This is a genomic window from Sphingopyxis sp. NFH-91 (genome assembly GCF_021401285.1).
GTDB lineage: Bacteria > Pseudomonadota > Alphaproteobacteria > Sphingomonadales > Sphingomonadaceae > Sphingopyxis > Sphingopyxis terrae_A.
Genome location: NZ_JACBGA010000007.1, coordinates 100,241 through 115,169 on the forward strand (window position 1 = coordinate 100,241; position 14,929 = coordinate 115,169).

Below are 14,929 nucleotides of genomic sequence, written 5' to 3' on the forward strand. Positions count from 1 at the left end.
TTGCCGTCGCGGGCGGCGCGTCCTATGGCGCGCGGCGTCATGACGGTACCGATCGATCATATCGACTGCTGGATCTTCGATCTCGACAACACGCTCTACCATCCGTCGGCGCGGCTGTTCGACCTGATCGACGCGCGCATGGGCGCTTTCATCATGCGTCTGATGGACGTCGATGCCGTCGAAGCTCGGCGTGTACAAAAGCAGTATTTCCACGATCACGGCACGACGATGGCGGGGCTGATGCGCCACCACGGCGTCGATCCCGAAGATTTCCTAGTCGACGTCCACGATATTCCTCTCGACCGGCTGGCGCCCGATGCGCGGCTGCGCGCCGGACTCGAGCGCCTGCCCGGCCGCCGTCTGATCTTCACCAACGCCGATGCCGATTATGCGGCGCGCGTGCTCGACGCGCGGGGCATCGCCGATCTGTTCGACGGCATCTGCGATATTCGCTCGACGCGCTATACGCCGAAGCCCGACGCCGAAGCTTATCGCATGATGATCGGCCATCTCGGAATCGATCCGGCGAAGAGCCTGTTCGTCGAGGATATGGCGCGCAATCTGACCCCCGCCAAGGCGCTGGGAATGACGACCGTATGGCTGGACAATGGCAGCGAAAGCGGCCATCGCGACCACCTGCCGGACCATGTCGATTTTCATGTGAACGACATCGCCGACTGGCTTGATGCGCTTCCGGAACATTTTGGGCCGTAACCTTGGGGAATTTCATGAGCACCGACCTGCAATCGACGATCGAAGCCGCCTGGGATGCACGCGAGACGCTCGGTCTGACGACGACCGGCGCGGTGCGCGACGCGGTCGAGGCGGCACTCGCGGGCCTCGATGACGGCAGCTTCCGCGTTGCCGAGCGCGATGCCGGCGGAACGTGGCAGGTCAATCAGTGGCTCAAGAAGGCGGTGCTGCTCTCCTTCCGCCTCAACGACATGGAGATTATCGAGGGCGGCGCCGGCGGCGCGACTTGGTGGGACAAGGTTCCGTCGAAATTCGCCGGCTGGGGCGAGAACCGCTTCCGCGATGCGGGCTTCCGCGCCGTTCCCGGATCGATCGTCCGCCGCGGCGCCTTCATCAGCAAGGGCGCCGTGCTGATGCCGAGCTTCGTCAACATCGGCGCCTATGTCGGCGAGGGATCGATGGTCGATGCCTGGGCCACCGTCGGCAGCTGCGCGCAGATCGGCGCGAACGTCCACCTGTCGGGCGGCGCGGGGATCGGCGGCGTGCTCGAACCGCTGCAGGCCGGACCCGTGGTGATCGAGGACGGCGCCTTCATCGGCGCGCGCGCCGAAGTGGCCGAGGGCGTGATCGTGCGCGAGGGTGCGGTACTGTCGATGGGCGTCTATCTCGGCGCATCGACCAAGATTATCGACCGCGCGACCGGTGAGGTCTTCATCGGCGAGGTTCCGGCTTATTCGGTCGTTGTCCCGGGTTCGCTTCCGGGCAAGCCGCTTCCCGACGGAACGCCGGGGCCGTCGCTCTACTGCGCCGTCATCGTCAAGCGCGTCGATGCGCAGACGCGCGCGAAGACGGGCATCAACGAACTGCTGCGCGACTGATCGCTTCCCGGATAATCGTCATTGCGAGCAAAGCGAAGCAATGACGGGGTGGCTCACCGCTCGCTGAGATAATAGCGCTCGCGCGCCGTCAGATCGTCGTCCAGATCATAGACGATCGGCTGGCCAGTGGGGATTTCGAGGCCGGTGATGTCAGCGTCGGAAATGCCCGACAAATGCTTCACCAGCGCACGTAGGCTGTTGCCGTGCGCCGAGATCAGCACCGTCTTGCCGTCCCGCAGCTGCGGCGCAATCGCGCTGTCATAATAGGGAAGAACGCGCGCGATGGTGTCTTTCAGGCTTTCGGTCGCCGGGATCGCGATGCCCGCATAGCGCGGATCGCCCGACAGATCGTAAGGCGAGCCGGCCTCAAGCGGCGGCGGCGGGGTGTCGAAGCTGCGGCGCCAGATCTTCACCTGATCCTCGCCATGCCTGGCCGCGGTCTCCGCCTTGTCGAGGCCGGTGAGCCCGCCATAATGGCGTTCGTTGAGGTGCCAATCCTTCGTCACCGGCAGCCAGAGCCGCCCCATCGCCTCGAGCGCGAGGTTGAGCGTCTTGATCGCGCGCGTCTGGACCGAGGTGAAGCAGGTGTCGGGTGCTATACCCTTTTCCTTCATCAGTTCGCCCGCCGCCCACGCCTCTGCCGCGCCTTTTTCGGTGACATCGACGTCCCACCAGCCGGTGAAGCGGTTCTCCAGATTCCACTGCGACTGGCCGTGACGGATGAGGATGAGCTGCGGCATGATATGTCCTTTCGACAAAGGGCGCGCCCGCGCGGGCGATTCGGGGGCGCCATAGCGCGGCTTTCGGGCAAGGGCCACCGCCCCTCTTGAAAAGGGTCGGCGCCATCCCAGATTCGGAACATCCGGTCGCCAAAACGGGGCCGGATGGAAGCCGCGGCAGGCCATGCCGCGGCCCGATGACTTCGCTTTGCAAGGAAGGAATGACCCATGCGTAACAGCTTTGACTGGACCCCCTATCGCCGCTCGACCGTCGGTTTCGATCGTCTGTTCGACTTTCTGGAAAACAGCGGTTCTGCCGAAAATTATCCGCCCTTCGATATCGAGAAGGTCGCCGACGACCATTTCCGCATCACTGTCGCGGTGGCGGGTTTCAAGAGCGACGAGATCGACATCACCGCGCAGCAGAATATGCTGACCGTCAGCGGCCGCAAGGCGCCCGCGAAGGAAGGCGAAACGCGCCAGCTTCTGTATAGCGGCATTGCGACGCGCGCCTTCGAGCGCCGCTTCCAGCTTGCCGATTTCGTGCGCGTCGATCGCGCTGACCTCGCCGACGGGCTGCTGATCATCGACCTGGTGCGCGAAGTGCCCGAAGCGATGAAGCCGCACAAGATTGCCATCGGCGGCACGCAGCCCACGGCGATCGAAGCCAAGAAAGCCGCGTAAGCCAGCGGCTAACGCCGGTCCGAATGGGCCGTACGAACGGGGTCCGGCTGTCCCTTCCGGGCCCCGTTTCTGCTCGGCGTTGCTAGATTGCGCGCGTCATGAAGCGACTGAATGGATCGGGCCTGTAATCCGCGAATGGCCCACAATCGGTGAAGCCATGTCGCCGGTAGAGCGCGAGCGCCGGTTTGAAGGCAGCGCCTGACCCGGTTTCGAGGCTGAGCCGCTCAAGCCCGGCCGCGCGGGCCACTTCGATAATGTGGCTCAGCATCCGGGCGGCGACACCGCGGCGCAGAAAGGCGTCGGCGGTGCGCATCGACTTGATCTCGCCGTGCCGGCCATCGAGCCGCTTCAGCGCGCCGCAACCCGCCAGATCGGGGCCGCAATGAATCGACCAGAAGGTAACACCGGGGGCCTTCAGTCCCTCGAAATCGAGAAAATGGCAGCTTTCCTCGGGCGAGTTTGCGAGCATGCCGGCAAAATGCCGTTCGAGCAGCGCGCGGATCGGGGCGCCTGACAGATCGTCCTCGACGATATGCCAGCCGTCCCGACCTGCAGCATCGGTCAAAGCATCTGATCCAGCGTCGCGAGGCACGCGTGCGCGAGCAGCTTCGAGCGTTCGGGCGACCAGCCGGCGACGGGATCGGGCAGATCGCGATTGTCCTTGAACGGCATTTCGATCGTCATCGACACCGCACCAAAGCGCTCGGCGAGCTGCGTCGTCGACATCGACAGATTGGCCTTGCCCGGCGCTGAGCTTTCATAGCCGAGCGCGGTCTGGAAATCGGGCGTGTTGGCGGCAAGGGCGGACTGGAAGGCCAGATAGCGCGCCTGTTGCTCGTCCTTCAACGACGGGATGCCCTCGAAACCCGCCAGGAACACCGCCGGAATCGCCTCGTCGCCATGAACGTCCATCGCCCAATCGACGCCGCTTTCGTCCATCGCATTGCGCACCGCGAGCACTTCGGGGCTGCGATCGGCAGTCGGATTGTCCCATTCGCGGTTGAGATTCACCCCGGCATAGTTGGTGCGCAGATGACCGCGGCGCGACCCATCGGGGTTCATGTTCGGTACAAGGTGGAAACGGCATTTCTGCCGTAGCGACCGGGCATGGGGATCGGCCGGATCGGTGAGCTTCTCAAGCGCGCCTTCCATCCACCATTCGGCCATGCTCTCGCCCGGATGCTGGCGCGCATACAGCCACACCTGGACCGGCCCGGTGCCCATTTCGAGGCAGTCGATCGGCTGCCCCTCAAGACTGGTGCCGAGACAGCGATAGGAAACGCCGTCGCATTCAGCGACAGAGGCGACCAGGTCGTGATGCCGTTCCATCGAATAGGGCGCGAAATAGGCGATCCACAGAAGCTGCCCTTCGGCGCTGTGGTTGATGGTGAGCGTCCCGGCTTCGTAGCCGGTGTCGAGCCGGAACCAGTTTTCGCGGTCATAGCTGGCGCAGGCGGCATAGCCGGGCCAGCCATCGGGATAGGCCGAATCGCCGAGCCCGGCGATCGCCAGTTCAAGTTCATCGCCCACCGCGCAGCCCACGCGGAAATGGAACCACTGGAAGAAATCGGATTCGCGATCCTTGCGGATCGAAAGGCGGGCACGCGTGCCATCGATCGAATCCACGACGATATTGCCGCTGTCGAAAGCGGCGTTGATGCTGATTGTCATGGAACGCTGATAGTGCGTCCCGATTCGCCGGGGAAGTCCTTGAATAGGGCTTCGGCCAATTTCGCCGCAGCAATCGACGGTTGTGCCGCAGGCGCCTTCACCGGCACCGCGCTGAGCGCCCGGCCTTCCCACACGGCCTGGCCCGTGGCCGCGTCATCGATACGCACCGACAGCTGCAGATCCTGCATCTGTTTCGGCCCGCCACCAAGATTGATGCCGATACCGAGGCCCACCCCCGAGCCATAGCTGCCGGTCGATCCGCCAACGCCGACCGAAACCGGCGAACGCTTCGCAAGCGGCATGCGATCGCTGCGGTCGAAGGCTATGCGAACCTTGAGCGGCGCGGCCGCTCCTTCGGGCGCAGCGACGAAGCCCAGCAACTGCAGCTGACGCTCCACCGCGATGCGATAACTGTTCCATTCGAGTGACGGCTGCGCCGCGCCGCCCGTCGCCGAGGCATCGCCGTGCGGCAGCACTTCGACGGCATAGCGCGTGCCTGGGGCCAGGCCGGCGGTTGCATTGTTATGGAAGCGGGTAACCTCGACGGGGGGAACCGCCGTGGCACAGCCGCCGAGCGCAAGCGCCACTGCCGCGAGCAGGGCGACGGAAAATTGACGCGTCATGCCCGCATCATGCGCCAGCAAAAATGGCTTGGCAATGAACGAGGTGGGGGGCGTGGCCCCCGCACCCTCGAATTCAGCGATAGAAGATATGATTGTCGATCTGCGCGATGCGCGTCTTGCGCCAGCCGGGCGAGACGTAGCGCGCATGGAAGAACAGCGCGCCTGGCGCCTTGTTCTGCCAGCTGCCGTCGCGCGCGATCTGCGCGATTGCGATCGCATTCGACCATTGGCCGGCATTGCGCACGGCGGGCATCTTGCCGCGGCGCACGAAGCTGAACTGGCTCGGCTGATGGACGACGCCGCACAGGCTCGTCGGGAAGCGGCCCGACTTCGCGCGGTTGATCACGACATGTGCGACCGCGAGCTGCCCCGCGAGCGATTCGCCGCGCGATTCGAAATAGACCGCCTGCGCGAGGCAGCGCAGTTCGGGATCGATCGTCTCGGGCTTCGGGGTCGCCGCGACCAACTGGGCCAATGTATCGGCAACAGCGCTGTCGTCGGTGGCGGTATCGACCGGCGTTTCGGCTTCGGTCGACGGAGCTGCCGCATCGCTGTCGGCCGGAACATCGGCGGCGGGCAGCGTGATCGCGGGAATGTTGGCGTCGGCGGCCAGATCACTGGCGAAGCCGGGTTCGGCCAACGACAGCGCGGCAAAGGCAGTGATGCCCACGGCAGCCACGCTGGCAGCGTTCAGAATACGACTCATCTAATCCGTCAAAAGGGCGGCTGACGAACCTAAATCTAACAGGCTGGGGGATCGTTGATCCTGAACCACCTGCGGTCGTCATCCGACTGCGTGTCCATATCGGTAAATCGGGCCTGTCCGAAAAGACGGATGCAACCCGCGATACGACCTACGCGTTATCAAGTGGCCGGGCACCTATTGTGCGCCGCAACAGAGTCAAGTTAACGCGCCCCACTCCGCGACGAGACGTGGCGCATCTGCGATATCCAGTTCGACGATCCACAAGTCGGGATCGGCTTTTCGCCGCCGGTCCTGATAGTTTGCGCGTTCTTCACCATCGCTCGCGGGATCGGGTCCGACCGCTTCCCATATATAATTGCCAGTCATCGCAAAGCGGCGTTCGAGCAGCGGCCCCGCCACCCCTCGGTCGCTGCACTGGACGAGGATCGAGCCGGAATGATCGTCGCCCGCGGCAAGAACCGCAGCGAATCCGCCCGCGGCCTCGGTTTCGCGGATAAGAAGATCGACGAGGAACCGGCTGGTGAAGCGCGTCATCGGAGCATCCGCCCCGGAAGGTCAGGCCGCGTCGCGCGCTTCGGCATCGACGAGCATGGCATAGAGCGCTTCGTCATTCTTCGCACCGCGCAATCGTTCGGCAATGCTCTCATTGCGCAGCATACGCGATACGCCGGCGAGGGCCTTCAGATGGTCGGCGCCCGCGTCGAGCGGCGACAGCAGTATGAAGAGAAGATCGACCGGCAAACCATCGACCGCCTGAAAATCGATCGGCCGCGCGAGCTGCAGGAACATGCCACGCACGCCGTTGAGATCGGCCATCTTGGCATGCGGCAAGGCAATGCCGCGACCAAAGCCGGTCGAACCGAGCCGCTCGCGCTCGAGCAGCGCCTCGCTCACTTCGCCCGCGTCGAGTCCCAGCGACCGCGCCGCCAGTTCGCCGACATAGGGGAACAGCGCCTTTTTGGAATCGAGCTGCACATTGGCGCGCACGGTGGCGGGATAAAGGAGGGAGGATAGGTTCATTGGTCTGGTCAAATCTGCATGGCCGCAAGGCGACGCCACGCGGGTCATCCTGTTGGCGTTGGTTCGCTTGAGCGTACTAGGCTGGCCCCCGCCGTCCGGCTTTCGGGCTTTGTTGGGCGCGGCCCTTAGGCCGAACGGCAGAGAAAATCCAGCCCTATTGTCTGCTAGCGCGGCTCGACCCAGCCAATGGTGCCGTCGCGGCGGCGATAGACCATGTTGTGCGACCCCGTCTTGCTGTTGACGAAAAGCAGCGCATTGGTGTCACGCAAATCAAGCATCATGACCGCATCGGACACGCTGCTCGTCGGGATATCGACGCGGGTTTCGGCGATGATCGCCGGCGCATCGCCTGCATCTTCATCATCGGTGCCGCCGTCGAAAACGACATAGCTGGCATTGTCCTCGATCGTCTCGATCGTCACCAACTGCGCACCATTGCCATTGTTGCGATCCTTCAGCCGGCGCATATAGCGGCGCAGCTGCTTTTCGATACGGTCGGCCGCGCCCTCGAACGCAACATGCGCGTCCTGCGCCTGGCCATGGCCTTTCAGGACCAGACCCTGCATGACATGCGCGACAATGTCGCACTGGAAACTGTCGTGCGGTCCCTTTCCGAAGGTCGCGTGCGCCCCGATCGCGCGCGAGAAATATTTGTCGGCAATCGCGTTCATCCGGTCCGACACATGCGCCTGCAGCGCTTCGCCGGTTTCGATCTGGTGGCCAGAGACGCGGATTTCCATTTTTCTTCTCCTTCAGTCATGTCCACGGGATCGCGGGGGAGCCGCGATCAGGGACTATCGTGCCACAGAGGTTGATTGAGTGTGGCGACGAATTCTGCATGACGCGCCAGTTCGGCCGGGGTTGCACCGTGCGGGCGCGGTTCGCGAAACGGGCGGGTGGGGGCGACGGATCGGACGGGTGCCGGTGCGGCACCCCGCGCCGCGGCGGCGGGTTCGGCGGCGAGCCCCAGCCCGATCTGCCGCCCGCCGGTCATTTCGATATAAAGGTGCGCCAGCAGTTCGGCGTCGAGCAGCGCGCCGTGCTTGACGCGGTGGCTGCGGTCGATGCCGTAGCGCGTGCAAAGCGCATCGAGGCTGTGCTTGGCGCCCGGATGAAGCTTGCGCGCCATCTGCACGGTGCAGCACATGCGCGCCATATCGAGCGGCGGCCGGCCGACGCGCGCCAGCTCGGCGTTGACGAAGCCGAAGTCGAAAGCGGCGTTGTGCGCCACCATCGGCGCATCGCCAAGAAAGTCGAGCAATTCGTCGACGCGCGCGGCAAAGAGCGGCTTGTCGGACAGAAACTGGATCGAAAGGCCGTGCACCGCCTCGGCCTCGGCGGGCATATCGCGTTCGGGATGAAAATAGGCGTGAAAGGTCCGCCCCGATTCGCGGCGGTCGATCAATTCGATGCACCCGATTTCGACCAGCCTGTGCCCCGTTCTGGGGTCGAGGCCCGTGGTTTCCGTATCGAAGATTATCTCACGCATCTTTCAAACAATCTGGACCCTATTGCGCATGGAAACAAGAGGCGATCCGCCGAATCTGACGATGGGTCTCGCTTTTCGGGCGGCCGGTTTCGATCAGGAAATCGGCGCGCGCGCGCTTGACGCGATCGGGAACCTGCAGGCCCCGGATCGCCTTGAACTTTGCATTGGTCATGCCGGGCCGGCGCAGCACGCGTTTGCGCTGGATCCACATCGGTGCGGTGACGACGGCGACTGCGCCGACGCGGTGCCAGCCCCCTTTTTCGAACAGGAGCGGAATGTCGAGCACGACGACATCGCGCGCGCGGTGACGGGCAAGGAATTTCTTCTGCGCGCGGCCGACTGCGGGATGGACGATCGCTTCGAGTGCGACAAGCTCGTGGCGGTTGCCGAGCACGCGGCGGCCGAGTTCCTGGCGATCGACGCCGCGCGGACCGGTGGTGCCGGGAAAGCGCGCCTCGATCGCGGCGACCAAGGCACCGCCGGGACCTTGCAGGCGGTGAACTTCGGCATCGGCGTCGAACACCGGCACCCCTTCGCGTTCGAACATCGTTGCCGCGGTCGACTTCCCCATGCCGATCGAACCCGTCAGGCCGAGAATGAACGGTCGGCGAAGCCGCGATCCGGGGCGCTTGTAATGCGTCATGCGGTGAGAATCGCGCGCAATTCCTCGTCGCGACCTTCGGGCGGCGGCGCGCCGAAAAACAGCTCGAACGCTAAGGCCGCCTGACCGATCAGCATGTCGAGCCCATCGACGATGTCCAGCCCGCGCGCGTCCGCAGCGCGGAGCAGCCCTGTCATCAGCGGCGCGTAAACAAGATCGTATACGATCGCATCGTCGGGCAACGGTGACAGATCGAGATCGAGCGGCGGCTGCCCCGTCATGCCAAGACTGCTCGAATTCACGAGCAACGCGGCCGGCGGAAGCGGGGCATCGAGCGCGACGACATCGCCCTTGAGGCCAAATGTGGCAAGCAGGCCCATCGCCTTCAGCGGCGAACGGTTGAGGATGGTGACATGCCCCACGTTCGCGCGCGCGAGCGCAAAAAGCACCGCTCGCGCCGCGCCCCCGGCGCCGATTAGCGCGACCGGCGCGCCTTCGAGATCGAGTTCGGCGAGCGGGGAATAAAAGCCCGCGGCGTCGGTGTTGGTCCCGATAAGCGATCCGTCGCGTTGCCGCACGATCGTGTTCATCGCACCGATCGTGCCGCGAATGTCGCCCGGATCATCGACCAGATCCATCACCGCGATCTTGTGCGGGATGGTTACATTGCATCCGCGCCAGGCGGGATCGGTCCGGCGCTGGGCGATATAGGCGGCCAGATCGTCAGGTTTCACATGCGCGGGCCGATAGTCGCCCTTCATTCCCAGCGCATCGAGCCAGAAGCGATGAATCAGCGGCGATTTCGACTGGGCAATCGGATCGCCGATCACCTCGGCATAAGGCGCGGGCTCGGCAGCGGTCATTGCGGCGCCAGTCCGGTGGCGCGCAGCCATGCCATCAACGGCAGCATCGGCATGCCGATGATCGTCCAGGGATCGCCTTCGACCCGATCGAACAATTGCACGCCCGCCCCCTCGATTTCGTAACAGCCGACGGTCCAGCGGATGCTGTCCCAATGCTGCGCCACATAGTCGGCGATGAAGGCGTCCGACAAGGGCCGCATCCACAGCCGCGCCTCGCCGATCGCGCGCCAGACCGGCGCGCCGTCGCGCGCTGCAACGACCGCGCTGAACAATTTGTGCCGCGTCCCCGCCATGCGGCGCAGATGGTCTGCCGCCTCATCGGGGCTCGCGGGCTTGGCGAGCATTGTTCCATCGGCAAGCGCGAGCGTCGAATCGGCACCGATTACGGTAACGCCAGGCAGCCGAGAAGAAATCTTGATCGCCTTGGCCTCCGCCAGCGCATCGGCAATGTTGCGCGCCGTCTGGCCGGCGGCAACGAGACCGGCCGTCAGCGCTTCTTCATCGACATGCGCCGCGGTCGCTTCGAACGCGATGCCGGCAGCGCGCAGCATCGCTGCGCGGCCGCTGCTCTGCGATGCAAGGACGATCTGCATCACGCCGTCCGGCCCCCGCGATCCTCGACCAGCTTGATCACCGCAGCCGCCGTTTCCTCGATCGAACGGCGCGTCACGTCGATCACCGGCCAGTCATTGTCGGCGAACATGCGGCGGGCATAAGCGATTTCGGCTTTCACGCGTTCATCGTCCACATAGGCGGTTTCGGGCGCCTGATTGAGCGAGAGCAGACGGTTGCGGCGCACCTGGACGAGGCGGTCGAGGCTGGTCGTCAGCCCGACGACGAGCGGACGCTTCAGATGATAGAGGGCGTCGGGCGGCGGCGATTCAGGAACGATCGGAATATTGGCCGTCTTGTACCCCCGGTTCGCCAGATAGATGCTCGTCGGCGTTTTGGAGGTTCGCGAGACGCCAGCGAGCAGAATGTCGGCCTGTTCCCAATTTTCCCAGCCGATCCCATCGTCATGCGCGACGGTGAACTGGATCGCCTCGACGCGCGCGAAATAGGCGGCATCGAGCGCATGCTGACGGCCCGGCCGCGCCTTGGCTTCCTGCCCGAGCATGCGCGACAAGGCATCGGTTACGGCGTCGAGCGCGGGAACAAGCGGCAGGCCCTGGGCCTCGGCGCGGCGCTCGAGACTGGCGCGTAACTCACCGTTGACGAGGGTGAAGAGGATCATGCCGGGGCTCGCCTGGACCTCCGCCATGATCCGGTCGAGATGCGATTCCGAGCGCACCATCGGCCAGAAATGGCGTACGACTTCGACGTCGTCGAACTGTGCGATCGCCGCCTTGGCGATATTTTCGAGCGTTTCGCCGGTGGAATCGGATATCAGGTGAAGGTGGAGGCGGTCCATCACCTCTCTTGCCGCCTTGCGATCCGAAAAGGCAAGCCGTGAAGCGAAATTCCGAGGCTGTGGATAAGTTCGCGGACAAGCCCCGGGATGAAATCGGCAGGGCGATTCCATCCCCGGCCGCGTCGATTCCGTCCCACCGCTTATCCACAAGGGACAAGTCTTATCCACAGGCTGTGAATAGCGGGGATGAGAGCCAACGACTCCGTGGCGTTTGGCGGACCAGCCGGAGTCAAGCTGTTGGCAAAAAGGGCGGCTGCGCCTAAAGCGCGCTTATCCGCCCGCCAACAATCCACCACAATCATTTATATATATTATGAAGAGAGAAAGAGGGGCCGCGTGAAGGCGTCATCGAAGAGCTTGCTGGCAACGCTGCGTGGGGTGCGGCAGGAACGGCCCGCCCTGTGGCTGATGCGCCAGGCCGGTCGCTATCTTCCCGAATATCGTGCGTTGCGGGCGACGAAGGGCGGCTTTCTGGAACTATGCTATGATCCAGAAGCTGCGGCCGAAGTAACATTGCAGCCGATCCGCCGCTTCGGATTCGACGGTGCCATTCTCTTTTCGGACATTCTGGTCGTGCCGCATGCGCTGGGGCAGCGGCTGTGGTTCGAGACGGGTGAGGGGCCGCGGCTGGCCCCGGCACTCGTCGATAGCGCTCTGGCGTCGCTTGAGGCGGCGCCTGAGCGGCTCGACGCGGTCTATGCTACCGTAGCGCGCGTGGCAGCTGCCTTGCCGCCCCAGACGACCTTTCTGGGATTTGCCGGCAGTCCCTGGACGGTCGCCACCTATATGGTCGCCGGCCAGGGATCGAAGGACCAGGCCGCCGCCCGGCGCATGGCGCTCTCTGATCCGGTGGCATTCGGCGCGATCATCGATGCGATCGTCGACCTCAGCGTGACCTATTTGTCGGGGCAGATCGAACAGGGGGTCGAGGCGGTCCAGTTGTTCGACAGCTGGGCAGGAAGCCTGTCCCCTGCCGAGTTCGAACGCTGGGTGATCGCCCCCAATGCCGAAATCGTCCGGCAACTGAAGGCGCTCCATCCCCACACGCCGATCATCGGTTTCCCGAAGGGCGCGGGCGGCAAGCTGGCGGCATATGCCCGCGGGGTCGGCGCCGATGCGATCGGTCTTGACGAAACGGTCGATCCCGCTTGGGCCAATGATGATCTTCCCGATCATCTACCGGTGCAGGGCAATCTTGATCCGCTCGCGCTGGTCGCCGGCGGCCCGGCTCTTGACGCTGCGATCGATCGCATCCTTGCAGCTTTCCCCGAACGGCCCCATATCTTCAATCTCGGCCATGGTATCGTGCCCGACACGCCCATAGCCCATGTCGAACATCTGATCAGGCGCGTGCGAGGCGAGTAGCGGGATGGCAGACTGGACTGGATTTCTGGGGGTCACGATGTTGTGGGTGAAAGCGGCGCATGTGATTTTCGTCATCTTCCTGATGGCGGGTCTTTTCATGATGCCGCGCTTTTTCGTCTATCATCACCAATGTGCGGTGGGGTCGGACGAGGACAGGAAATGGATCGAGCGCGAAGATCGCCTGCGCAAGATCATCCTCAATCCCTCGCTCGTCCTCGTCTGGATCCTGGGTCTGATGCTCGCTTTCAATGGTGGCTATTGGTCGCAGGGCTGGTTTCACGCCAAGCTCCTGCTTGTCCTGCTTCTGTCGGGCTATCACGGCTGGACGATCGGCTATTTCAAGAAGCTGAAGCGCGGCGAACGACCTCTGTCCGAAAAGCGCCTGCGGATGCTCAACGAGGTACCGGGCGTAGCCGCGGCGATCATCGTCATTCTGGCGGTCGTCCGGCCCTTTTGACCTCTCGTCTCGGCGACAGCCGATTGACTTGACGAAATCGGCGGCTTAGGGGCCGATCAACCCGGCTTTCCGTCGGCGGCGCGATCTTGGCGCCGAAGCTATCGTGAACGGTCGTCCCCCGGCCGGATAGGCACCGCCTGGTGCGCCGTATCGAACGAATTTTCCTATATTTCTGTTACCTGGAATCCATCCATGCATCTTAAAGAACTCAAGACAAAATCGCCCGCGCAGCTCGTCGAAATGGCTGAAGAGCTGGGCGTCGAGGGCGCCTCGACGCTGCGCAAGCAGGATCTGATGTTCTCGATCCTCAAGGAGCTCGCCGAAGAGGGCGAGGAAATCATCGGATCGGGAACGATCGAGGTTCTGCCCGACAGCTTCGGTTTTCTGCGTAGTCCCGAAGCCAATTATCTTGCCGGTCCCGACGACATCTATGTGTCGCCCAATCAGGTCCGCAAATATGGTCTGCGCACCGGCGACACCGTCGAGGGCGAAATTCGCGCGCCGAAGGACGGCGAACGCTATTTCGCGCTGACCAAGCTGATCAGCGTCAATTTCGACAATCCTGAGGTCGTGCGCCACCGCGTCAATTTCGACAATCTGACGCCGCTCTATCCGAACCAAAAGCTCAAGCTCGATACGATCGATCCGACCGTCAAGGACAAGTCGGCGCGCGTGATCGATCTCGTCAGCCCGCAGGGCAAGGGCCAGCGCGCGCTGATCGTCGCGCCGCCGCGCACGGGTAAGACGGTGCTGCTGCAAAATATCGCGAAGGCGATCACCGACAATCACCCCGAGGTCTATCTGATCGTCCTGCTGATCGACGAGCGGCCCGAGGAAGTCACCGACATGCAGCGCAGCGTCAATGGCGAGGTCGTCTCCTCGACCTTCGACGAGCCCGCGACGCGCCACGTCCAGGTCGCCGAAATGGTGATCGAAAAGGCGAAGCGGCTAGTCGAGCACAAAAAGGATGTCGTCATCCTGCTCGACTCGATCACCCGCCTCGGCCGCGCATACAACACCGTAGTGCCGAGCTCGGGCAAGGTTCTGACCGGCGGTGTCGATGCGAACGCGCTTCAGCGTCCCAAGCGCTTCTTCGGTGCTGCGCGCAATATCGAGGAAGGCGGATCGCTGTCGATCATCGCGACCGCGCTGATCGATACCGGCAGCCGCATGGACGAAGTCATCTTCGAAGAATTCAAGGGCACGGGTAACAGCGAAATCGTCCTCGACCGCAAGGTCGCCGACAAGCGCATTTTCCCGTCGCTCGACGTCGGCAAGTCGGGCACCCGAAAGGAAGAACTGCTCGTCGAGAAGGACAAGCTCAGCAAAATGTGGGTGCTGCGCCGCATCCTCATGCAGATGGGCACGGTCGATGCGATGGAATTCCTGCTCGACAAGATCAAGGATTCCAAGACCAACGAAGATTTCTTCGACAGCATGAACCAGTAAGCCGCGATGGCCGTGATCGAGCATGCCTTGCTGCCGGTCCGGCCTGGAATGGAAGTGGAATTCGAAGCGGCCATCGCCAAAGCGCGGCCGCTGATCGAAGCCTCGCCCGGCTTCATTTCGCTGACCCTTCGTCGGCCGTTGGGAACCGGACAGCCCTATCTGTTGTTGGCAGAATGGCGAACGGTCGCGGATCATCGCGATGGTTTTCGTCGATCCGACCGCTATGAACGGTGGCGGGCGCTGCTGCATCGCTTTTACGACCCCGTGCCGGGGGTGAGCTATTTCGGAGACGCTGTGTGA

Annotated in this window: 20 protein-coding genes; 7 read left to right on the forward strand and 13 right to left on the reverse strand. The window is 63.6% G+C overall.

Features of this window, described 5'->3' with window-relative positions; genetic code table 11:
* The first annotated feature begins 39 nt into the window (after nt 1-39).
* Together L0963_RS15465 and dapD are read left to right on the forward strand one after the other, a co-directional pair.
* On the forward strand, nt 40-714 hold the full coding sequence (locus tag L0963_RS15465; RefSeq protein ID WP_062903065.1) for a pyrimidine 5'-nucleotidase: 675 nt from the start codon (nt 40-42) through the stop codon (nt 712-714).
* Nucleotides 715-728: 14 nt separating this feature from the next.
* Entirely contained in the window at nt 729-1,571 is an 843-nt protein-coding gene (gene dapD / locus L0963_RS15470; protein WP_003042169.1) for a 2,3,4,5-tetrahydropyridine-2,6-dicarboxylate N-succinyltransferase, read from the forward strand.
* 53 nt (nt 1,572-1,624) lie between these two features.
* Here dapD and gpmA read toward each other — a convergent pair whose 3' ends face one another.
* Nucleotides 1,625-2,311: a 2,3-diphosphoglycerate-dependent phosphoglycerate mutase gene (gene gpmA / locus L0963_RS15475; protein ID WP_062903066.1), complete on the reverse strand. Its 687-nt coding sequence runs from the start codon at nt 2,309-2,311 to the stop codon at nt 1,625-1,627.
* Nucleotides 2,312-2,518: 207 nt separating this feature from the next.
* Here gpmA and L0963_RS15480 point away from each other — a divergent pair, with 207 nt between their 5' ends.
* Entirely contained in the window at nt 2,519-2,974 is a 456-nt protein-coding gene (locus L0963_RS15480; protein ID WP_062901391.1) for an Hsp20 family protein, read from the forward strand.
* Nucleotides 2,975-3,056: 82 nt separating this feature from the next.
* Here the strand turns inward: L0963_RS15480 and L0963_RS15485 are convergent, their stop codons facing one another.
* The 12 genes from L0963_RS15485 to L0963_RS15540 form a co-directional block, all read right to left on the reverse strand.
* A complete protein-coding gene (locus tag L0963_RS15485; protein ID WP_062901392.1) occupies nt 3,057-3,539 on the reverse strand; it encodes a GNAT family N-acetyltransferase in 483 nt (160 codons plus the stop codon).
* Entirely contained in the window at nt 3,536-4,645 is a 1,110-nt protein-coding gene (locus tag L0963_RS15490) for a M14 family metallopeptidase (protein WP_062901393.1), read from the reverse strand. Before L0963_RS15490 ends, L0963_RS15485 begins: the two co-directional genes overlap by 4 nt.
* A complete protein-coding gene (locus L0963_RS15495; protein WP_062903067.1) occupies nt 4,642-5,268 on the reverse strand; it encodes a DUF4136 domain-containing protein in 627 nt (208 codons plus the stop codon). Before L0963_RS15495 ends, L0963_RS15490 begins: the two co-directional genes overlap by 4 nt.
* A 73-nt stretch (nt 5,269-5,341) precedes the next feature.
* On the reverse strand, nt 5,342-5,974 hold the full coding sequence (locus L0963_RS15500) for a cell wall hydrolase (RefSeq protein WP_062901394.1): 633 nt from the start codon (nt 5,972-5,974) through the stop codon (nt 5,342-5,344).
* Nucleotides 5,975-6,169: 195 nt separating this feature from the next.
* Entirely contained in the window at nt 6,170-6,508 is a 339-nt protein-coding gene (locus L0963_RS15505) for a DUF1491 family protein (RefSeq protein ID WP_062901395.1), read from the reverse strand.
* Nucleotides 6,509-6,529: 21 nt separating this feature from the next.
* Nucleotides 6,530-6,994 carry a PTS sugar transporter subunit IIA gene (locus L0963_RS15510; RefSeq protein ID WP_062901396.1) on the reverse strand — a complete coding sequence of 155 codons (465 nt, stop codon included), beginning with the start codon at nt 6,992-6,994 and terminating at the stop codon, nt 6,530-6,532.
* A gap of 164 nt (nt 6,995-7,158) precedes the next feature.
* Nucleotides 7,159-7,734 (reverse strand): ribosome hibernation-promoting factor, HPF/YfiA family, encoded by a 576-nt coding sequence (hpf, locus tag L0963_RS15515; RefSeq protein WP_003042145.1) that lies wholly within the window; start codon nt 7,732-7,734, stop codon nt 7,159-7,161.
* Nucleotides 7,735-7,781: 47 nt separating this feature from the next.
* Nucleotides 7,782-8,483, reverse strand: a complete 702-nt coding sequence (gene dnaQ / locus L0963_RS15520) for a DNA polymerase III subunit epsilon (protein ID WP_062901397.1) — start codon at nt 8,481-8,483, stop codon at nt 7,782-7,784.
* Nucleotides 8,484-8,502: 19 nt separating this feature from the next.
* Nucleotides 8,503-9,126 (reverse strand): dephospho-CoA kinase, encoded by a 624-nt coding sequence (coaE, locus tag L0963_RS15525; protein WP_062901398.1) that lies wholly within the window; start codon nt 9,124-9,126, stop codon nt 8,503-8,505.
* The gene (gene aroE, locus L0963_RS15530; protein ID WP_062901399.1) at nt 9,123-9,947 is read right to left on the reverse strand and encodes a shikimate dehydrogenase; all 825 of its coding nucleotides are present in this window, start codon (nt 9,945-9,947) and stop codon (nt 9,123-9,125) included. The genes coaE and aroE overlap by 4 nt, the downstream gene beginning before the upstream one ends.
* Nucleotides 9,944-10,540 (reverse strand): Maf family protein, encoded by a 597-nt coding sequence (locus tag L0963_RS15535; protein WP_082819859.1) that lies wholly within the window; start codon nt 10,538-10,540, stop codon nt 9,944-9,946. Before L0963_RS15535 ends, aroE begins: the two co-directional genes overlap by 4 nt.
* Nucleotides 10,540-11,358, reverse strand: coding sequence for a pyruvate, water dikinase regulatory protein (locus L0963_RS15540; RefSeq protein ID WP_062901400.1), 819 nt, complete (start codon nt 11,356-11,358; stop codon nt 10,540-10,542). The genes L0963_RS15535 and L0963_RS15540 overlap by 1 nt, the downstream gene beginning before the upstream one ends.
* A gap of 336 nt (nt 11,359-11,694) precedes the next feature.
* Between L0963_RS15540 and hemE the strand changes: the two genes are divergently transcribed.
* The 4 genes from hemE (at nt 11,695) to L0963_RS15560 (ending at nt 14,929) form a co-directional block, all read left to right on the forward strand.
* Nucleotides 11,695-12,723 (forward strand): uroporphyrinogen decarboxylase, encoded by a 1,029-nt coding sequence (gene hemE / locus L0963_RS15545; protein WP_062901401.1) that lies wholly within the window; start codon nt 11,695-11,697, stop codon nt 12,721-12,723.
* A gap of 4 nt (nt 12,724-12,727) precedes the next feature.
* Entirely contained in the window at nt 12,728-13,180 is a 453-nt protein-coding gene (locus L0963_RS15550) for a CopD family protein (RefSeq protein ID WP_062901402.1), read from the forward strand.
* 192 nt (nt 13,181-13,372) lie between these two features.
* On the forward strand, nt 13,373-14,629 hold the full coding sequence (rho, locus tag L0963_RS15555; RefSeq protein WP_003042126.1) for a transcription termination factor Rho: 1,257 nt from the start codon (nt 13,373-13,375) through the stop codon (nt 14,627-14,629).
* 6 nt (nt 14,630-14,635) lie between these two features.
* Nucleotides 14,636-14,929, forward strand: a complete 294-nt coding sequence (locus tag L0963_RS15560; protein WP_062901403.1) for an antibiotic biosynthesis monooxygenase family protein — start codon at nt 14,636-14,638, stop codon at nt 14,927-14,929.